Annotated in this window: 18 protein-coding genes and 1 pseudogene; 5 read left to right on the forward strand and 14 right to left on the reverse strand. The window is 50.0% G+C overall.

Features of this window, described 5'->3' with window-relative positions:
- Positions 1-143: 143 nt before the first annotated feature.
- The 4 genes from ODQ19_RS21325 to ODQ19_RS21340 all read left to right on the forward strand — a co-directional run bounded on the left by ODQ19_RS21325 (position 144) and on the right by ODQ19_RS21340 (position 4,061).
- Positions 144-470 (forward strand): DUF2790 domain-containing protein, encoded by a 327-nt coding sequence (locus tag ODQ19_RS21325; RefSeq protein ID WP_019818112.1) that lies wholly within the window; start codon positions 144-146, stop codon positions 468-470.
- A gap of 789 nt (positions 471-1,259) precedes the next feature.
- Entirely contained in the window at positions 1,260-1,679 is a 420-nt protein-coding gene (locus tag ODQ19_RS21330) for a GtrA family protein (protein WP_024073372.1), read from the forward strand.
- Complete coding sequence (locus tag ODQ19_RS21335; RefSeq protein ID WP_330211136.1) at positions 1,645-2,628, forward strand: glycosyltransferase family 2 protein; 984 nt, start codon at positions 1,645-1,647, stop codon at positions 2,626-2,628. Before ODQ19_RS21330 ends, ODQ19_RS21335 begins: the two co-directional genes overlap by 35 nt.
- A complete protein-coding gene (locus tag ODQ19_RS21340; RefSeq protein WP_019818109.1) occupies positions 2,622-4,061 on the forward strand; it encodes an ArnT family glycosyltransferase in 1,440 nt (479 codons plus the stop codon). The genes ODQ19_RS21335 and ODQ19_RS21340 overlap by 7 nt, the downstream gene beginning before the upstream one ends.
- 187 nt (positions 4,062-4,248) lie before the next feature.
- On the opposite strand, the gene ODQ19_RS21345 is transcribed toward ODQ19_RS21340, so the two are convergent.
- The 4 genes and pseudogenes from ODQ19_RS21345 to ODQ19_RS21360 form a co-directional block, all read right to left on the reverse strand.
- The gene (locus ODQ19_RS21345; RefSeq protein ID WP_019818108.1) at positions 4,249-4,479 is read right to left on the reverse strand and encodes a hypothetical protein; all 231 of its coding nucleotides are present in this window, start codon (positions 4,477-4,479) and stop codon (positions 4,249-4,251) included.
- A 602-nt stretch (positions 4,480-5,081) separates the two neighbouring features.
- Positions 5,082-6,497 carry a heavy metal sensor histidine kinase gene (locus ODQ19_RS21350; protein WP_019818107.1) on the reverse strand — a complete coding sequence of 472 codons (1,416 nt, stop codon included), beginning with the start codon at positions 6,495-6,497 and terminating at the stop codon, positions 5,082-5,084.
- Entirely contained in the window at positions 6,494-7,168 is a 675-nt protein-coding gene (locus tag ODQ19_RS21355; RefSeq protein ID WP_019818106.1) for a heavy metal response regulator transcription factor, read from the reverse strand. Before ODQ19_RS21355 ends, ODQ19_RS21350 begins: the two co-directional genes overlap by 4 nt.
- Before the next feature lie 486 nt (positions 7,169-7,654).
- Positions 7,655-8,561, reverse strand: a pseudogene (locus ODQ19_RS21360) (cation diffusion facilitator family transporter).
- 833 nt (positions 8,562-9,394) lie between these two features.
- On the opposite strand from ODQ19_RS21360, the gene ODQ19_RS21365 reads away from it, so the two are divergent.
- Complete coding sequence (locus ODQ19_RS21365; RefSeq protein ID WP_019818104.1) at positions 9,395-10,150, forward strand: NADPH-dependent F420 reductase; 756 nt, start codon at positions 9,395-9,397, stop codon at positions 10,148-10,150.
- Between the two features lie 485 nt (positions 10,151-10,635).
- Here the strand turns inward: ODQ19_RS21365 and ODQ19_RS21370 are convergent, their stop codons facing one another.
- From ODQ19_RS21370 to ODQ19_RS21415, 10 genes are all read right to left on the reverse strand, one after another.
- Positions 10,636-10,860 carry a hypothetical protein gene (locus ODQ19_RS21370; protein ID WP_019818103.1) on the reverse strand — a complete coding sequence of 75 codons (225 nt, stop codon included), beginning with the start codon at positions 10,858-10,860 and terminating at the stop codon, positions 10,636-10,638.
- 83 nt (positions 10,861-10,943) lie between these two features.
- Positions 10,944-11,549, reverse strand: coding sequence for a DUF3275 family protein (locus ODQ19_RS21375; protein ID WP_019818102.1), 606 nt, complete (start codon positions 11,547-11,549; stop codon positions 10,944-10,946).
- 77 nt (positions 11,550-11,626) lie between these two features.
- Positions 11,627-11,962 carry a hypothetical protein gene (locus ODQ19_RS21380; protein WP_019818101.1) on the reverse strand — a complete coding sequence of 112 codons (336 nt, stop codon included), beginning with the start codon at positions 11,960-11,962 and terminating at the stop codon, positions 11,627-11,629.
- A gap of 74 nt (positions 11,963-12,036) precedes the next feature.
- Positions 12,037-12,534, reverse strand: coding sequence for a hypothetical protein (locus tag ODQ19_RS28240; RefSeq protein WP_186355116.1), 498 nt, complete (start codon positions 12,532-12,534; stop codon positions 12,037-12,039).
- 108 nt (positions 12,535-12,642) lie between these two features.
- The gene (locus ODQ19_RS21390; RefSeq protein ID WP_019818099.1) at positions 12,643-13,179 is read right to left on the reverse strand and encodes an STY4534 family ICE replication protein; all 537 of its coding nucleotides are present in this window, start codon (positions 13,177-13,179) and stop codon (positions 12,643-12,645) included.
- Positions 13,180-13,274: 95 nt separating this feature from the next.
- Entirely contained in the window at positions 13,275-13,526 is a 252-nt protein-coding gene (locus tag ODQ19_RS21395) for a hypothetical protein (protein ID WP_008437363.1), read from the reverse strand.
- Between the two features lie 1,535 nt (positions 13,527-15,061).
- Positions 15,062-15,502, reverse strand: a complete 441-nt coding sequence (gene pilM / locus ODQ19_RS21400; protein WP_019818097.1) for a type IV pilus biogenesis protein PilM — start codon at positions 15,500-15,502, stop codon at positions 15,062-15,064.
- 57 nt (positions 15,503-15,559) lie between these two features.
- Positions 15,560-15,997, reverse strand: coding sequence for a hypothetical protein (locus tag ODQ19_RS21405; protein ID WP_124356003.1), 438 nt, complete (start codon positions 15,995-15,997; stop codon positions 15,560-15,562).
- On the reverse strand, positions 15,930-17,246 hold the full coding sequence (gene pilV / locus ODQ19_RS21410) for a shufflon system plasmid conjugative transfer pilus tip adhesin PilV (protein WP_019818096.1): 1,317 nt from the start codon (positions 17,244-17,246) through the stop codon (positions 15,930-15,932). The genes ODQ19_RS21405 and pilV overlap by 68 nt, the downstream gene beginning before the upstream one ends.
- Positions 17,236-18,177 carry an ATPase, T2SS/T4P/T4SS family gene (locus tag ODQ19_RS21415; protein ID WP_008437359.1) on the reverse strand — a complete coding sequence of 314 codons (942 nt, stop codon included), beginning with the start codon at positions 18,175-18,177 and terminating at the stop codon, positions 17,236-17,238. Before ODQ19_RS21415 ends, pilV begins: the two co-directional genes overlap by 11 nt.
- Between the last annotated feature and the right edge of the window lie 7 nt (positions 18,178-18,184).

The following is an 18,184-nucleotide window of genomic DNA, read 5'->3' on the forward strand; positions in this document are numbered from 1 at the left end:
ATAACAGAAGCCCACAGCAACGTTGTGGGCTTTTCATTCTGGATATTGTTGTCACCTTTCAAAATTGTAAGTTTACCGTCATGCCGGTGATGCCTGTGAGTTGATAAGGTTACTCCCAATAAGATTGATATTGAGAGGACCTTATGAAAAAGCTTATCATTGCGGCAGCCCTAGCTGTTTTGCCTATAGTTTCACAAGCTACTACGTTTTCCGAAAAGAAGCAGTTGCAATATATTCAGGAACATCAGAACGCCGTGGCTAGCTATGCGGCGAAAAATAATAAGCCAATACCAGAGATTCAGGACTACAAGTATGGAATGAAGATTGATGTTGCAAAATTTGTGCGTCAGTCCCAGGATCCCCGTACTTGCGAGGTGTATCAACGGTTGATGACCTACGAAGACTCGCGGGGTGAGCTTAATACGATTCGTTATTCTTTGTTTTCCCAATGTGTCAACAACAAAAATTGAATGCATCGATAGGATTTTTAGAGGCCATAGAAAAACGCCAGGCGATGCCTGGCGTTTTCTATGGTCCTTGACATGTTTTAACCAAAGATTGTCAGTCCTTGCCCCCCTCCCCAAAAGTAAGTCAAGTCCAGCTAAAAAATTTAGGCCGGCGAATTTGCACTCAGAAGCAGCGAATTTTGAAAAAAACTGATTTCTGTGACATCCAGGCAAAGCATGAGCACTGACTCAGTCGAAGTGCGGCTTGATAAGGGTGTTTATTGGAAAGTTTATAATTGGCTCGGGGCTTAGGCTTACTTAAAGACTTAACTCCGGATAATTGCTTTAGGTGAGTCCTCAGGCTTTGAACGAAAAACGAAAGTCGATGGTGTGGCAGCAAGTTCTGGGTCGTACTAGCTTGCTACCCAACCAAAAATAAACACTGAATATATGGGCTTAGCTCGACGACACGTACGTTTAGCAGGTTGCTTCTTGTTTAAACTGATGGGCGCTCGTGAGAAAATGGATCACTGGTTGGTAAGTTGATACTTAATTGGTGTAATTATTGGTGTCGTTACTGGTTTTCATGTTTTGAGAAAGTGCTTAATTGTCCAAGATCTAAAGTGCCATCATGTATATGCTCTTATCAGAATTGTAATCTCTGGATCATGCTAGAGTTATTTGTTCAGTTTATTATTAGGGTTTTTTGGTGTTTGTTGGGTGGCACAGCTATTGTCGAGGTGCTGCATCATTTAGTTCTGAAATTACATGCAGTTCACTTTTTTTTCACTTCGGGTTGTTTAGTCTTTGTAGATGGAAAATACAAGCATGTCGATCATAGCTTTGCTTATTCGTTATCTAGGCATTGGATTCGTAGCAACCGGGGGGCACTATTTTGTATTTCTCCTGCTTATTGTAAATGGAGTTACTGATCCAGTGTTAGCCAGCGTTGGCGGAGGCGTGATAGGCGCTATTATTAGCTATATTGGTAATAGAAGGCTCAGTTTCGTGGCGACGGGAATTTATAAGCTTCAACCTATCAGGTTTGTACTTGTCTCGTTGGCAACTAATATCGGTAATGGTGTAGGTATGTGGGTTCTGATTAAATTCAATCTCTCACCGCTTGTCTCTCAGATTTTAGTGACTTTAACCCTAACTGCGCTCGGATTCACTGCGCATCGTTTCTGGACATTCAATCATGCGGACATCACATCGGCTTTCCGAACGCGCTGACCCCTTGTTAACAATAGTGGTTCCTTGCTTTCAAGAAGAGCAAACCATTCCGGAATTTCACAAGCGCATCACCAGAGTTGTAAAGCGCCTGCCTGTTTCGTGCGAGATTCTCTATGTCGACGATGGTAGTAGCGATCAAACTGCAGACCTACTTCGACACTATCAAGATGGATCAAATGTACGATGCCTGTTCCTAAGTCGGAACTTCGGAAAAGAGGCTGCGTTAAGTGCAGGGATCGACCATGCACGCGGTAGCGCATTGATCTTCATTGATGTCGACCTTCAGGATCCACCTGAACTCATCTCGAGTATGGTATATCATTGGCAGATGGGTTACGACGTTGTGAACATGCAACGCGACTTGCGAACTGGCGACTCCTGGCTAAAACGCACGAGTGCACGTAGCTATTACTGGATCATGCGGCGCCTGGTGGAGAAAGTTGATCTTCCGGTGGATGTCAGTGACTTCCGTCTGATTGGTCCTGCTCCATTGGCCGCCTTAAGAGCGCTGGACGAACGCTCCAGAATTCTTAAGGGTTTGATCGGCTGGGTAGGCTTTCGCACCATTGAGTTACCCTACAATCGCACTTCCCGTCATGCCGGCAATACCAAGTGGAACGCCGCTAGCCTGCTGGACCTAGCCATCGAAAGTATTCTCAGCTTCTCCCGCAAGCCGCTTCGTATATTCAGTCTCATTAGCTTCAGTTTCTTTGTCTCCAGCATCTGCTACCTGCTCGCAGTACTGGTAGCAGGCTCCTTTGACATCCATCACCTGCTTGTCGGAATTGCTTCATTCATGTGCGTGGGTGTTGCACTGGTGGGCGAGTACGTAGGCGTAACGCTCGCGGAGGTCAAACGCCGCCCCCTTTATTTTCTAAATAGTAATAATGAAGCGCGACCCATGACTATTCATCCTCCGGCTTCCTCACTCGAGGGTAAGAAATGCTGAATTTGAAAAGCGAGCGAACATTGTGGTTCATCCTGAGTTCGATTCTGCTTTTGCGTCTCCTGGGGCTGGGCGTATATCCCCTGATGGATACCTCTGAAGCACGCTACGCTGAAATGGCACGCAAGATGGTTGAACTGAGTGACTGGGTGACTCCGATGTTCGATTACGGAGTTCCATTTTGGGGCAAGCCACCGCTGTCTTTCTGGACCCAAGCGGCGAGCATGACGGTATTCGGCACCAATGAGTTTGCTGCTCGATTCCCAGCCTGGTTTCTCCACTTGGCAAGCTGCTTCATCATCATCAGGCTCGCGACACAGGAGGTATCGCGCAAGGCGGGCATTTGGGCAGCCATCATCTTTTCCGGCACGGCGCTGGGCTTGGTGTCCAGTGGTGTTGTGCTGACTGACCCCGTTTTATCGTTCTCGATCCTGTTGGCCAGCTATGGTTTCTGGCGTTGGATGAAGTGCGCAGGCAAAGGGGATGCCTACCTTATGTTCTTAGCTCTCGGCTTGGGCCTGCTTGCTAAAGGGCCACTGACCTTGGTACTGATGGGCGCGCCAGCATTTTTTTGGATCGTCATCTACAAGCAATGGAATCGGGTATTGAGGCTTCCTTGGGTAACGGGGATTGCTCTCATGTTAGGTATATCAGTGCCTTGGTACATTGCAGCCGAAATGAAGACGCCGGGTTTCCTTGAGTATTTTTTTGTCGGCGAGCACTGGAGCCGATATGTTGTAAGTGATTGGGCCGGGGATCTCTACGGGAGTGCTCACGCCAAGCCCTACGGCACCATATGGATTCAGCTTGGCTTAGCGTTGCTTCCTTGGACTTTCTTTCTACCCCTCGTTATTAGCAGGCGTGGGACGATGCAGCGCTTCGATGTATACCTTTGGCTTTGGGCATTGGCGACACCTGTTTTCTTTACTTTCTCTGGTAACATTCTCTGGACCTATCTTCTTCCTGCTCTGCCTGCATGGACGCTACTCCTTGCCGAATGTATCAGCGAAGTGGGCAGAAAGACTGCTTGGGCTGCTGCAGCGAGCGCTCTGATGCTGCCAGTCGCGGGCGCCGGTATTATCTATAACGGTGTGCTTGAGGATCGTCCTCAGAACCAGCGAGATTTAGTGCAGGCCTGGCTGGATGTGCAGTCGTCTCAATCGGGCCCCCTGATTTATCCTGGCCGCCGCTCGTATTCGTCGGAGTTTTATAGCCGGGGAATGTCCAAAAGCATCAAAGATCCTGACAAGTGGCCTCGCGACAGATCGTTCTACCTTTCCAGGCGTTTGCGCGACAGCGATTCTGATCTACCTGTAGACGTTGGTTGCAAAATAATCACTGAAACGAACGCGAGCCAACTGCTTCTATGCCGCTGGAAGGACACTGCACAGGATGGTGAAAATATTCTAGGAGATAGTGCTACTGGCTCCCGTTGAAAGTAAGAGCCCGGCGAAGAGAGTATTTAAATTTCTAGCTGCTTTTCAGTTTAAAGTGAATAATCCATCTCAGGATTTATCTTTGATGCTGAAAAATTATTTAATAAGTACAATTAGGGAGAGGTTGCTAAAAAGCCAGATATTAATCTGGCTTTTTGTCGATGGCTTTGATCGTGTTAATTGTTTTTTACTGTCTCTTAGTTGTCGACTTGCTGCTAATGCCCTTAGGTTCTTTCTGTTTTTCTTGAGCAATTTTCTGCTTACTTTTCTCCGATACATCAGGACCCCATAGACGAGCTTGCTCGGCTCGGAAGTTATCTTTGAAATTTTTGGTTCGCTCGAAACCGTCTTCAGCAAAAGCGGAACTCATAAATCCAGTCAGTACGATACCAATAGAGAGGAGTTTTATGAATTTCATTGTGCCCTCGATGTTTACTAGGTCTGCTTAACTAGCAGCCTTTGTGGTTTGATAGTTTAGGATTTTGAAGCTAACAGCAGGGTGAGGGAATCATTACAATTTCGTAATTTATGCGTTTGGTGAAACGGTATAAATTTTGTGTTTGTGAAAGCTCCGAAGCAGGCTATTTTTCTTTCATAACCTTTAATGTGATATCTAAGCCATTGATGTTTTTGGATTTTTTGCCACTAGTGGAAGCTAGCCATAAACGATCTAAAGACTGTGTAGCAGCGATTGGATATTTTTGTTTACGCATCGAAGCTAACGGCTAGATTAGCTGGCATCTCAAATGCGGCGCCGTTGGCGGTTAGTCAAACTGGCTGTCGAATTTTTTTGACTCCGTCTGTGGTTCACTCAGAGGGGCGTGAAAGAGTTTAAGGCGGGGGGGGGGGCGTGCCGATAAGGTCGCGTTATATGTGGCTGCTCGCCATATTTTCGGGTAGGGCTGCCTTCCCCTCTAGACGTCGAGCTAAAGACCAAAACAATACGGCAGCCCTCAGGCATTAAAGCTTTCAAGTAAAAAAGAGAGCTCTTCTAAAATCGGCCCCCTCCATATACGGGACCTAGGCTGCGCCCATTTGCGTTTGCTTCATTTGGGTGTCGGGAAAGTTGAGGTGAAACCAGGTAAAATTCTGATCAGTCACTTCTACGCTCGCAGAACCCTGATGCAATCCCATAATTGACTGTACTATAGCTAGGCCCAGACCCGTACCACCTTCATTTCGTGCTCGGCTTTTGTCTACACGGTAGAACCGCTCGAACAAATGCACCTGGTGTTCCTTGGCGATTCCGCGCCCCGGGTTACCAACACTCAAGGTAGTTCCGTTAGCACCGCGTTGAACTTTCACGTAAACCGTCCGGCCTCTTGGGCAGTAGCGAATCGCGTTCGAGACAAGGTTCGAGATGGCTCGTTGAATCATTATCTGATTGCCACGCACCACGCCATTTCCTGTGAGCTGGAGTTGTATTTCGCCTTCTTCGGCCGTAATGCTGAAGAGGTCGCAGACCCGCTGAATTTCGTCGAGCAAACAGACATTTTCGAATTCTACCATTGACGCGGGGTGGCTGACCTGGGCTAGAAATAGCATGTCGGAAACCATTCGACTCATGCGGTCCAACTCTTCCGTGCACGACTCCAAGACTTCTCGGTACTCAGGAAGAGACCTTTCCCGGGTCAGCGCAACCTGAGCCTTACCCATGAGATTGGACAAAGGTGCACGCAGTTCGTGAGCAAGATCGTCCGAGAACTGCGATAGCTGCTGAACCCCATCATCTAGACGCATCAGCATGATATTGATTCCATCGCCGAGCTTCTTCAGTTCTGCCGGCATCCCCTTCGTTGGTAGGCGATGATCAAGGCTCTCGGTGGAAATTTTCGAGGCAATCCTCAAGAACTTGGTCAGAGGCAGTAGTCCTCTGCGCACAGTCCACCATCCAATGGCCAAGATCAGCAAGAGAATAAGAGGCGAGACCATCAGCGCCCAGGTTAGCAATGCATCGAGCAGGGCTTGGTTGGCTGACTGGTCCATGGTCATGAACACACTAACTTCGGTTCCATCGCCTAGATTCATTACTCGCGAAGCGCTAAGTAGCGGGCGACCCGTGGAGTCACGCCACTCGTGCTGTTTAACCTGCTCGGTTGGCTTGAACTTGTGCACTTCCAGGTTGACTGCCTTCGAACCTATTGAGAGCAGTGGAGTTTGCGTTTGTCCTGACTCAAAGATGCTGACGTACAGATTATTGTGCCCCATGACCAAGTCAACTAGCTGGTGCGCGTCTGGATTGACATCAGCGATACTAGTGATAGCGGATAGGTTGTGAGTCATACCCGCCATTTTCACTTCGAGGTCCATTCGGGAGTTTCTCTCGAGAGCTTGGCTCACCATCACATACCCAAAGGTGGCGAAAAGGAGGAGCAGCGCTGCGCTCATCAAACCGACTTTGAATCCCAGCTTCACAGCCAGACTGAACGGCCTCATGCGCGCTCCTCCAGAACGTACCCTATGCCTCGAAGTTTATGTATGAGCTTGGTCTCAAATGGATCATCGATCTTCGAGCGTAATCGCCGGATAGAGACGTCAATAACGTTATTATCGCAGTCAAAGTTCATGTCCCATATCAGCCAGATGCTCTGAGAGCGTGTAAGTGCTTTGCCAGCTCGACTAATGAGAAGGTGCAGGAGAGCAAATTTCTTGGTGTTGAGGTCTATGCGTGTAGATCCACGGAACACCCGATGGCGCACAGAGTCGAGCTCTACATCCGAAATTCTCAGCGCGTTTTTCTCAAAAAGCTCGTCGCCACGTCTTTGCAGCGAGCGCATGCGAGCAAGCAGCTCGGGAAACTCGAAGGGCTTGACGAGGTAGTCATCTGCGCCACCGTCCAAACCCTTGAGCTTGTCGTTGGTTCGTCCCCAGGCAGTCAGCATAATGACGCGGACCCGGCTGGTTTCTCTAATGACTTCCAAAAGGTCCAAGCCATTGATGTCAGGGAGGTTCACATCGAGAAGCAGAAACGAATAAATATTAGTATTGAATAAGTGAGCGGCATCAACACCATTGTTTGCTATATTTACGATGTACCCGCTTTCAGAAAGGCCCTGCTGAAGGTATTCTACGTTTTTGGTTTCGTCTTCCACAACTAGAACGCGCATAACTTATCTCAGGATGTGAGTAAAATAATAGTCCAATCGGCCGCCAGTGTGGTTATACGCTGATTGGTAGTACTGCTGTGTGCTTGGTGTTTAATTTCATTATTTATTTTCATGCGCATTACATTAACTCAATAATAACTGATCCTAGCGCGAATTGGCTAAATGCGCGTAAGCTTTGCAAATTTGTAATTTTTGCGCAATATTATTGATAGTTATGATAAATTGATTGTTTGGAATAATCGAGAATCTGTCAATGGTAAGGTTTTTAAGGCCAAAGCTGGCGGATGCCTTCAGTGCGCGTAGCAGGCGAATCTGCCTGAAGGCTCCTTTAATATTGGCCGCCGGTCAACTCGATTAGTCGTTAAATTTAGAGGTGGCAGTAATGCATATTTAAAAGCGCGTATAGTCTTGGGGAACGCATCTTAAGTCGATTTTTCTTAGGGCTTCTGCCTGCAAATACAACAATTAGCGTCATCAAAAAAACGACTAGTGTGAAGGCTTCGGAGCATTATCATGAAAGGCTGCTTGCTCCATTTGAATCGTGCAGTGATGAATTTCGAACGATTTACTCACCGCGTCAATGACTGATGCGAGAATAACATCTCGATTTAATGAATCTCGCACGACTACGTGCGACGTCAGGATATTGCGGCCACTACTTAGAGCCCAAACATGCAGATCATGGACCTCCATGACCCCATCTACTCCAAGTATCAGGGACTCTATTTCCGCAATATTGAGATTGTCGGGTACCCCTTCCATAAGTACCCCCCAAGCTTTCGCGCAACAACTGCCAAGTACGTGGAAACACCCATATACCGATTGCTACGGCGACAATCGTATCGACCCAGCTCCAACCTGTAAATCGGATGACAAGTGCCGCTATGATCACGCCCAATGAACCAAGCATGTCGCTCCAGACTTCAAGATAGGCTCCCTTGAGATTCAGACTTTCACTGCTGGCAGAGGAGAGCAGACGCATCGATATCAGGTTCACAAAAAGACCCCCAATTGCGATCCACATCATCGCACCGGTAGCAATCTCCGACGGTACTAGCAAGCGCTGATACGCCTCGTACAAAATGTAGGCAGCGACCATAAAGAGTAATAAGGCATTGAACGTTGAGGCTAGGATCTCTATGCGAGCATATCCAAAAGTCCGTTTCTGGTCCGCTGGCCGCTTGGCTATTTGGAGAGCAATCAGTGAAATTGCCAGAGCAGCAGTATCTGTGAGCATATGTGATGCATCAGACAGCAGGGCTAGGCTGCCGGTAACGCATGCTCCGATAACCTCCGCAATCATAAAAATACCAGTCAGGGCAAGCGCCATGAGTAGTTTTTTCTGGTGTCCTTCACGTAGAGCGGCACCGCCATGAGCGTGATTGGATCCCACATGCTTCTCCTTGCCTAATGTAGTGGTTGGCTTCAATCTAGATTCTCATCGCTACAAACAAAAACACAAATATGGATCCTACCTTTCAGAACGGCTAATAAAACTCATTTAAACTAATTGTAGTTTAGGATGAAAGTATGTTGTTGGTATGCGATTTTTTGCAGACCTGCGTCTCCTCTAGCCGGCGATACGGTGCTAGTCAACAGCCTACTTTGACACGGCTCAAAAAAAGAAGGTTCCGCTGGGATTGTGTCAGAATTGTAATTCTGCTGTAGCTATCTCGTTATCCGTCGTCAAAAATAATACGGCTAGCTAAAAATTTACGCTACGTAGCGGTGTCGCTAAGCACAGACACGAAATTACCTCAAACTCCTCGCAACGCTGCTGAGTAACATAATTACCTAGTTTTTTAACGCCGGCCGCGGTCAATATTTTCATCGCAAATTCTGATTCCTTAATCACTGAACTATCTCGTAAGGAAGAAACCGCGGGTTTTGAAATGATGCTCGGCGATACGGAGCTCGAGAGTGCCGTTCGATGTGAGGGGTTAGGTCGATGACACCGTTGAGATGCGGAACGGACTGAGGCTTAACCATTAACACCGATTGTCGAAAGTGGTCGTCGCTACCGACCCAAAAGGGGCGAATGGCGGTAATTTGGATGCCGCTAGACGCTGGCATCGTGTGCCGATTACCGACAGCGTAACCTTTCATTCTTGAAGAGTCGTATTTACCTGAGTCAAGCGACATGCGTGCTCACCCCAGATCGCAGCGGCTTTGCGACACGCTTGATTCATTCGCACACCTAGCCAGGTAGCAACTTGAATATTGGTTGTGGGTGAGGAGGTTATTGAAGTGAAAATCGGAGTTAGCGGCGCCGGCAATATTGGGGCTACCCTTGCCCGCAAGCTCGTCGCGTGCGGCCATGAAGTTAAGCTGGCAAATTCGAAAGGCCCCGAAAGCCTTCAAAACCTGGTCAGTGAAATCGGCGCACACGCTGTGACCAAGGAAGAGGCAGTGTCCGAGGTAGGCGTTGTGATCCTCTCGATACCCTTCCCAAAATATCCAGATCTCAAACAGACGTTAAAGAATGTCCCCGAGAAAGTCGTTGTCATTGACACGTCCAATTACTATCCGGGACGCGACGGGGCAATCATAGAAGTTGACGACGGCAAGCCCGTGAACGTTTGGGTAAGCGAGCAGTTTAGCCGCCCGGTCATTAAGGCTTGGAACGCCGTCCTTGCAGCGACTCTTGCCGACAATCGGCAACCAACTGGATCTTCGACACGCATTGGCTTACATGTAGCAGGGGATGACACTCATGCAGAGGCCGTCGCGCAGGATCTCGTTGAGGATACGGGCTTTATCGCGCTTGCCGCTGGTAGCCTTGAAGATTCGTGGCGTCAGCAACCAGGAACACCAGCCTACTGCACCGAGCTAACATTGCCGGAGCTGAAGATGGCGCTGGAGGCGGCAGACAAGGTACGGGCACCTCAAAACCGAGACGCACTTATCGCAAAATTTATGGTTCCCGGCAGTCAGTTTACAGATGAGCAAATTGTTGCCACAAATCGCGCTAGGACGGCCTGACTACCGGATTAGGCGGGATTCTTTGCTAGAATTTCGCCTAATTGATCTAGTCGCTAAACTCATCTCTTTACGTAAACAGGGCACTGCAGACGCGTGCCTAACTCAGCGTCTGGATGAGGCCGCGAATTTCCTAACCTGTCCTGTATCGCGGCCTAGGCCACGTCACGTTGTTCAAGCATCCGCTCAATCTCAGCGCCAGCTAAAGCGTCGCAAGCGTGCGGCGTGGTCTACTACCGATCTCAACTATTAAGGCGTTGGCGTCAGGAAGGCGTGTTTACCGGACGCTTACCTTCAAGGAATTCCGGGCAACACAGAAACAAGAACGCCGATTTGATTGATGATGTTCGTGCGAGCAAACACATCTAACAAACCGGCGTTCTTATGTGCGATATTATACTTTTCTTCCTTTTTGGGAGGGCTTTTCTGTCGTTAACACAAAGCCTGATGGTGATGCCCTCCAGATCGATCTGACTCCCCGCGCCAAACTAGACCGTCTCGTTTTGAAATAGTGGGCTGTGCCCAGTGAGAAAGATTTGCCCCAGGTATTTGGGGCGAAGGGCAACGGCGCCATCGGCTTGTTCTGCCGTCATTTCGAGCTCCTCTACGAAGAAGTCCCAAAGCTCCTCATTCGTCGATACCTCGTTATTGGCGAGCTGATCTTCGATGTTTTCAAGGATTTGTTGGGTCAGGTTATTGAAGATTAGATTCATGTGCTGCTCCTGTTGAGTCGAGGAGCGCCCAGGAGGGAGCCTCTCATGAATGTGCCGATTGGCTTGGCGTATCGCCGGCATCGTTAGGTATTGGAGATATTCCATACCTGCAGTTTGAAGTTGTGTAAATAGCCGAGCTCCGAGAGCCGACTGCACTGTTGGCGTAGTTGCTGACGATCAACAGTTGTGTCCAGCCTGACTGTATAGCTTAGAGGCCAGATTGTGCCGAACAACTCGGCATCTGCCTCGAGGTCGTTGGTTGCGCCGGTCGGGGTCATCCCGAACGGGGCATCCTCTTTTGATACCTGTTTATTGGTGGCCGGTAGGGCGGGCGGATTATTACGCTGCACAGGCTTGGAGAGGTTGGAAGAAGACTCTTCATCCATAGGGTCAGGCTCGTTTGGCGAGAGCCTGGCGGCGTCTTCTGGTGTCAGATTGTCGACGTCGTCGAGGCTCATGCTTTCCAGCCTTGCACGGATCTCAACGATCAGGCGGCCTGCTGTGGAGTAATACGAAGGACGGATCTCCGTTATCAGAAAGTCGCCTCGGTATTTGCCTTCATCGTACTGATCGAGGAGTGCGTCTTTGATCACGAACTCACCGATAGAGGTCGAAAGCCGTCCGACGTTGAATTCGCCATTACGGCCGCTGATGGTACGGATGGCCAGTTGGCCGGGGATGTTGATCATGGGCAGCTCCACACTGCTACGAATGAAAAAAGCCCGACAGGTGTCGGGCTTTGGGCAGTGCTGTGATTGTCGAAGGATTACGGGCAAGAAGTATGAGTTTCTTCCTTGAGTGAGATGTACAGATAGAAAACGCCTGGCGGTGATTCTATACGGTCAAGTTTTAGGTCCAGCCAGACTCGATCAGTGCTATTGCCGGCAGGCAATAAACGATAGAGGCCGAAATGGATCTGTGTGCTGTCAGGTTGCAAGTGCAGTTCTCGGTAGGCCTCCAGGACAACTTCGCCCAGTCGCTCACTGACAACACTTGCATCCTGAGGGTTTTCAATATGCACCGCTTCCTGCCAGGCCCGGGGTGTTAAAACGACCGGGAGCTTGAGCAGGTCAGACGACACGAGGTTAGTGGTGCTTTGCATGTTTATCTCCAGGTGTGAGAAACCACCCGGCCCGTCCGGGAAGTGGTTTCCCGGTTAGGTATGTTTTGGTTATGTCAGGACCAGCACACGTGGCGTTGTGTCCAGAGGTTGAGGTCAAAAGCTTGTTTCGCGGCATATTCGCTGCGGTAGTATTCTTCGGACTCCCTTGATACCGGTTCAAACTCATCAGCGGTACCAATGTAATAGCCCGCAGCGCTCTTCAGTATTTGGAGGGGGTACTCGATACCGCACTCGGCGAATGCAAGTTTCCCGTATGCAAAATCCGACACAATGTATGGTTCCGGTGTTATTAGCTGCTGCTGGTCTTCTTCAGTAAAGCGTGACCAACCGCCACCATTAATGGCCGCGTTCACTCCTTCGCCCCAAGCTCGACTGAGCGCAGGAACGGTTTTGAACAGCTCGGGTACGTTCGGCTGGCCGGCGCGGTACGCGTCGGCACCCAGAATATGAGCCTCGATCTCAGCCTCATATTGGGTAATCTCGTCGCCATAGATTTCCGCTTTTGCATAAGCAACGCGTATATCGAGAGATTGCGTAAATAACGTGTTCATAAAGGTGAGTCTCCAACGGACGAGAATCACCGTGCCCGGAAGGGAGGTGTTCCCTGCGGACTTTGATAATAATGAAGGCACCCGAAGGGTGCCTTTCAACAAAGTGAATCAAGATGCCGTACGCTGCTGTTTAGCGGGCGTTGGCTTGGATTGTTCCTCTGCTACTGGCTCGGATGCTTCTTCGCTTGCGAGCTGTGCTTCAGGTTCCGCTTCGCCGTCTTCAACAACTGGTTCTACTTCACGAGGCTTTGCTTCATAGACGGTTTGGCCATCCACCTTGATCCAGCCGATAAACAACAGGCGTCCCTTGAGGCTTGCTCCAGGTTGACCTTTTTTATCGCCTTTCTCGTAGGTAAATGCGTCGGTCCAGATATCACCGATGCGGAAGCTCACAAGGACCTTCTTTCCGGCTTCAACGGCTGCTTGGCTGCGACGAATCAGCTTTTCAGCTTCAGCGCCGACCACGTTGCAGTCGATATAGGAATACTCGGCATCATCCATCGAGCCGCGCAGAGCCGCAACGGTAACTGCCATGAATGGCTTACCTTTGCCGCGAGGTTTCACTTCACGGATACGGTTGAGATAACCGATACCAGTGGTGTGAAGGTCGAAGAATTTTGCTTCGTTGGATTGATTAGTGCTCATGGTGATTCTCCAGTTTCGAAATAACAGAAAGCGGAGAAACACTTCGCCCTAGGGGGAAAGTATTCCCCGCGAGGGTGGGTGGAGCTTAAGGTTGTTTAATGCATCAGCTTCATTGCAGCAATCATTACACCGACAGCTGCAGACAACATGACGCCCATGCGAATGGTGAGCTTGACTTCAAGCTGTGAAATCTCAGATTTGAACTCTGCAGCAAGAGCAGTTAAATCTGCCTTGGTAGCCAAACGTGAAAGCATGTCGGTCTCCAAAGCTTCAATAACAGCATTTGCCTTCTGTTCCGGGACGTTAATCGAAATCAACGCCTGGTAGAGAGCCAGTTCAGTTTTCATCAGACCTCCAAAAGTGAGAGGCCTGCCCTGACGGGGTAGGCCCGTCATGGGTGGGAAAGGTGCTTCCATCGACTAAGTCGACTGATCGCGCTACCGGAAGCTATGGCGATCTTGGGAGTGGATCAATGCAGAAAACCGCATCGTAGTCTTGCGGATCCAGACTACTTGGGCATGTTGCTGACGACGTCAGCGATACATGTGCAGATCATGGAAATACGATTGTCGCTTGTCAAGCCCCTACCGTGAAAACTCTGAGGAAACCTTCCCTTTGGGAAGGCTCCCTACAGAGGCGAAGGACGCAGACTTAGCAAGTTGCTGGCACCAACGAGCGTGCAGCTGGCTTCTTACGCGGTTTCCGAGCTGGCTTTTCGACCACTCGAGTGTTAGCCGCGTACCAAAGGTTCAGGTCGACACCTTTACGAGTTATTGCCGGTACATGATCCATCTCACGTACGAGACGCTCAGGTACGCAGGGCGGTGGAAGCAACGGAGCTGCTTTGGTATGGATAGCTGTGGGCGCAGCGCTGGTTTTCTTTACCGCACGCAGAAACTGTCGCGTGATGGTGCCAAGCGCGAAACCGAAGCCATAAGCAAGTTTGGACATGGTGATTCTCCTGCAGGTTGAATGCGGAGAACCCACTGACCCCGTTGGGGAAGTGATTCCCCGCGAGGTGAGTTGCATAAGGTGCTTCCATCGACGATTGTCGACCGACCGCGCTACCAGAAGCTCAGCGGTCTTGGGCGGATCTGACACGAACATCGTGTCGCAGTCTTCAAGATCCTGACTGCCTGGGCATGATGCTGACGACGTCAGCAAAGCACGTCCATATCATCGAAGGGGGGATGGTGATGTGTCAAGCGGAGAGGGATATTTCGCGGAGGGCAAAGAAGGTTCAGGTCGACAGGAGAAGCTACCGAGAGTAGCTGGGTCAACAGTCACTCTCGGATGTAGTAAGTAGCGTCTTTCAGAAAAAAATACCACCTGTGCGGGATGAAGGCGTTGTTGATCCCTGGGCTGTGATCTGAACGTCTTACTTCCAACACCTGGCCGATTATCGTGGCTGAGGCCAGCTAGCATAAGGCACGCATCCGCGCACAAAGGGAGCCCTGCGTTTCGCCGGCGGGCCACCGGCAAGGAAAAGCAGCTACCAATAGGTAGCCTGATCATCCTTTGCAAGATGATCAGGCTACCTATTGTGTGAGCTTTAAAAAGTGTGGGCCACAACACCAGTGTGGCCCTTAGACTACGGTGCTTCGAACCTCAACAGAGCCCTATGTGCCTTTGAACTCGCAATTCACGAGTTAGACGGCTGCGTGTCTGGCTTGAACAGGGAGACACAGGGAGAGCTCTGAACCAGGTCCGCACGCCCTTCCCGGAGCTATGCGTGCTTTGGGGTTGGTGATGAGGCAAGCCGCATCACCGGGCGCTACTGATGACCGCCAGTAGCCAACGGGGTGGAAACGTTGTTGTGATCATTATGTTGATAGGCCGGAGCTTATGCAACCCGGCGCCTTTCAAAGTCGGTCGACTCAGACTAATTGACTGCGACGACCGCACCTTCGGGAACAGGGGACGGAATTGCTATACCGGTCGCCCCAGTTATCTGTGAAATCAGCATTCCTGAACGCTTTAAACCAACGGTAGTTGTCTTTGTCAGGTCTACCAGCACAGAAGGCAAGCCTGACGGTGCAACCCCATCAAAATAAGTATAGGCCGTTCCTGATGAGATGTAAGAACCTACGCCCACAGGTTTCACAAACCACCCAGGTAGGTTGAGCGCAGAATCGCTCGGTACTCCGCTGAAGCCCGGGTTGGCCTGGGCATATTCGGTAGCGGCAGATCGGTACACCAGAAAGCCGCGACCCAGTGAGTCGAGGGTAGCGTAGTCGGATGTACGTTGGTCCTGATGTTGGTTCTCCATGAAAATGCTGGAGGCAATGAGCACAATCATCAAAACGAGCCATTGCATTGTCATGATATGAGCTCCATCCACAAAATGGTGGTTGTTACCACCTACGCGTCAATAACAAAACTATTTCGTGAGGATAATCAATGTTAAGCAAATTCCTACTAGGCCAAGCGCAATGACAGTCCACTTTGCGGCTCGCTTGATGCTCATTGGTTTGCGTTGTGGATTGATTAATTCCATAGTGGCGATCTTTTTTACTAAATAACGACCAGAGGCCGTTGGTTGTAACTTGTAAGTGAACTCGCCGACCTCGAATGCCTCTTTTTCTTCTAGTGCGCGACGCCATAGCACAGTTGAGCATATCCTGCTTCGGGTGCTTAGCCAGGTCTGTAATTCTCCAGCACTATACTCAACGTTATTCTCAAGCGTCTGCACTGCAATAATCCCCATAAACATACTATAAAACGTTTTTGAAATTTTATAAATGGATGCTTTATTTGAAGCAGCTCCAATAGAAAAGACCTGGCCAGGAAAGTCGAGATGTGGAGAGAAACCATCCACTTGCATTTCTGAAGATGTACCCAGTCTCACTATCCCCGATGCCAAAAGCGCCAGTTAAAGAGCATGACTTCCATGTAGTGTCGCCAAGGGAGCAGGTCACACTTCCTCTGGCAGGCGCCTGGCAGGTGCCCTGGATCAGCTGGAATTCCCACCCACCTGGTCTTTTCCATAAGCCTTGTTCGCAGGACAACGTTATTCCCGCGGCGCTTTTTGCAAGAAGGGTTCGGTCACTGCACTGTTGCCCCTCGGTAGCTATGCCTCCCAGGGACAAATATTCATTTGTCTGAATGCGATCATAGGCCGTTATCTTGCCCGTCGAGGTTATCTTTCCACCCCATAGTTCACCTCCGGTTGAAAAGTTTTTGTCGTTATAAACTTGGACCCAGTTGGGGCTATTTTGATAAATCCCGCCTCCCCATTTTTCGCTGTACCAGCCTGTGTCACCACGTGTTCTGAACCAACCACCTGTGCTGGTATCACCGGTAATGGTTGCAGTAGCGGCATTAACATTGGCTGTGGCGATAACGTTTCGAGCTGTAATGTCGGCGTTAGCTGTTATGTTGCCTGACGCTGTGATACTTCCTGCGTTGTTAATATTGTGGTTGCCCATCGTGATATCAGTATTCATCGTGTTGAATTCTGGATGATTGGGCACTGCGTTTCGATATAGATAGTCATTAGCCAACGCTCCATCCATAAGAAAAAGTGCGCTAGCTGTATGTCCTGGGCCAGGAGCTATAGCATAGTTACTTAGTGCTACCTGCCATCCACCCCGCACGCCCTGGACGATGTTCGGATTGGCAGAAGAGATGAACCCACCAGGTCCTCCGAGATTTTCAGCGATGGTTCGAATACCCATTTCAGGAATCGTCTGCCCACCTGTAGTAACCACAATCACTTCCAGTTGATTGGCGTTGGGTTTCCGGGCGAGGCCGACAATGGTCTGCCCAAAGGCGTTAGTGGGGCTATAACCTGCAGGAAGGTAGTTGGTGTTGACGAGCATCGGAACGGTTATTTGCACCGGTACGGTTGCTGCCGCGTTGGCCAGCACCACGCTGTAGTTATCCTTCAGATATTTGGCCAATGCCTCTGAAATGGTTCTCTGTTGATCAGCCGCAATTCGATAGTCCTGAGAATCCATCTGCTTGATTTGCCATGCGATCGCCAAAGTGACGACAACGGAGAAAACGGCCAATCCGATCGCCATGTCCAAGCTCAAGAACCCCCGCTGCTTGATCCTACTGGTCATTCCAGAGACTCCTTGATGATTGGTGAGCGATGTCGTGATCGAGCATCGTGATCTTTCCTGCATGGACTTTCTCTCGGATGCCCGGTCCGTCATCGCCTGTGAAAAGCAGGCTCTGCAGGGTTAATCGACGACTTCCTTCGTTGCCACTTGATAAGGACTGGTGAAGAACAGCCACCAACCCCTTGGAGAGCAGCTCTCGGGCGTTATTGAGTAACGGCTGAGCCAGGGCTGATATACGTTCAATGCCTTGAGTAACGCTGCCGGCATGACCTGTGCTGATAATGAGATGGCCATTGATCGAGGCTTGAATTACTTGTGCTGCTGTCGAGCTGTCGCGAATTTCTCCCACGAACAGGAAATCGGCTCTTGTGCGCAGCGCTAGGATCAAAGCTTCCTCGTATCCCCCCATCCGGCGAGAGACCGGAACTTGAATGCAGCGCCCACTCCCATGCCTGCCATTCAAAAATGGTTCTGGAGGATCCTCTACAGCCACACAAATGCCTCCCCAGGCCTCGAGACGTGCTTTCACCAGTGATGCAGCACTTGAGGTTTTCCCTGTGCCCATTTCCCCACAAATAAATATCAGGCCGCGTACCGTGTCGCTCATCAGCGCGTCCTGCAGATAGTCGGGCAGACCCAGCATGTCCAATGGACGGATCTGGACTGAGGATTTGCTTACGACAAACACAGGCTTGCCATTCAAATCCAGCAACTGGGTTACACGAAGGACGACGCCATCTTCAATTAGGGCGAACTCTGGATCCTGGGTTGCCTTGTGCTTTTCCTCGCACTGCGCCCGTAAGCGCTCAAGGTCTGCCCGCCATTCGGCGGGCGCTTCAACCCTTCGTGCCTGCCCAGGGAGACCTTTGGCGTCGGCAAATCCATCGCCGAGGTACAGGTCGACGAATTCAGCATCAGAGATCACGCTCACACTGAGT

The sequence above is a fragment of the Pseudomonas sp. AM4(2022) genome (genome assembly GCF_036346515.1).
GTDB classification, from domain to species: Bacteria; Pseudomonadota; Gammaproteobacteria; order Pseudomonadales; family Pseudomonadaceae; genus Aquipseudomonas; species Aquipseudomonas paracarnis.

What these genes read in the sequence shown, in the direction of transcription:
- ODQ19_RS21325 (WP_019818112.1), top strand. Translation starts at nt 144, where the DNA reads ATGAAAAAGCTTATCATTGCGGCAGCCCTAGCTGTTTTGCCTATAGTT.
- ODQ19_RS21330 (WP_024073372.1), top strand. Translation starts at nt 1,260, where the DNA reads ATGGAAAATACAAGCATGTCGATCATAGCTTTGCTTATTCGTTATCTA.
- ODQ19_RS21335 (WP_330211136.1), top strand. Translation starts at nt 1,645, where the DNA reads ATGCGGACATCACATCGGCTTTCCGAACGCGCTGACCCCTTGTTAACA.
- ODQ19_RS21340 (WP_019818109.1), top strand. Translation starts at nt 2,622, where the DNA reads ATGCTGAATTTGAAAAGCGAGCGAACATTGTGGTTCATCCTGAGTTCG.
- ODQ19_RS21345 (WP_019818108.1), bottom strand. Translation starts at nt 4,479, where the DNA reads ATGAAATTCATAAAACTCCTCTCTATTGGTATCGTACTGACTGGATTT.
- ODQ19_RS21350 (WP_019818107.1), bottom strand. Translation starts at nt 6,497, where the DNA reads ATGAGGCCGTTCAGTCTGGCTGTGAAGCTGGGATTCAAAGTCGGTTTG.
- ODQ19_RS21355 (WP_019818106.1), bottom strand. Translation starts at nt 7,168, where the DNA reads ATGCGCGTTCTAGTTGTGGAAGACGAAACCAAAAACGTAGAATACCTT.
- ODQ19_RS21370 (WP_019818103.1), bottom strand. Translation starts at nt 10,860, where the DNA reads ATGAATCTAATCTTCAATAACCTGACCCAACAAATCCTTGAAAACATC.
- ODQ19_RS21375 (WP_019818102.1), bottom strand. Translation starts at nt 11,549, where the DNA reads ATGATCAACATCCCCGGCCAACTGGCCATCCGTACCATCAGCGGCCGT.
- ODQ19_RS21380 (WP_019818101.1), bottom strand. Translation starts at nt 11,962, where the DNA reads ATGCAAAGCACCACTAACCTCGTGTCGTCTGACCTGCTCAAGCTCCCG.
- ODQ19_RS28240 (WP_186355116.1), bottom strand. Translation starts at nt 12,534, where the DNA reads ATGAACACGTTATTTACGCAATCTCTCGATATACGCGTTGCTTATGCA.
- ODQ19_RS21390 (WP_019818099.1), bottom strand. Translation starts at nt 13,179, where the DNA reads ATGAGCACTAATCAATCCAACGAAGCAAAATTCTTCGACCTTCACACC.
- ODQ19_RS21395 (WP_008437363.1), bottom strand. Translation starts at nt 13,526, where the DNA reads ATGAAAACTGAACTGGCTCTCTACCAGGCGTTGATTTCGATTAACGTC.
- pilM (WP_019818097.1), bottom strand. Translation starts at nt 15,502, where the DNA reads ATGACAATGCAATGGCTCGTTTTGATGATTGTGCTCATTGCCTCCAGC.
- pilV (WP_019818096.1), bottom strand. Translation starts at nt 17,246, where the DNA reads ATGACCAGTAGGATCAAGCAGCGGGGGTTCTTGAGCTTGGACATGGCG.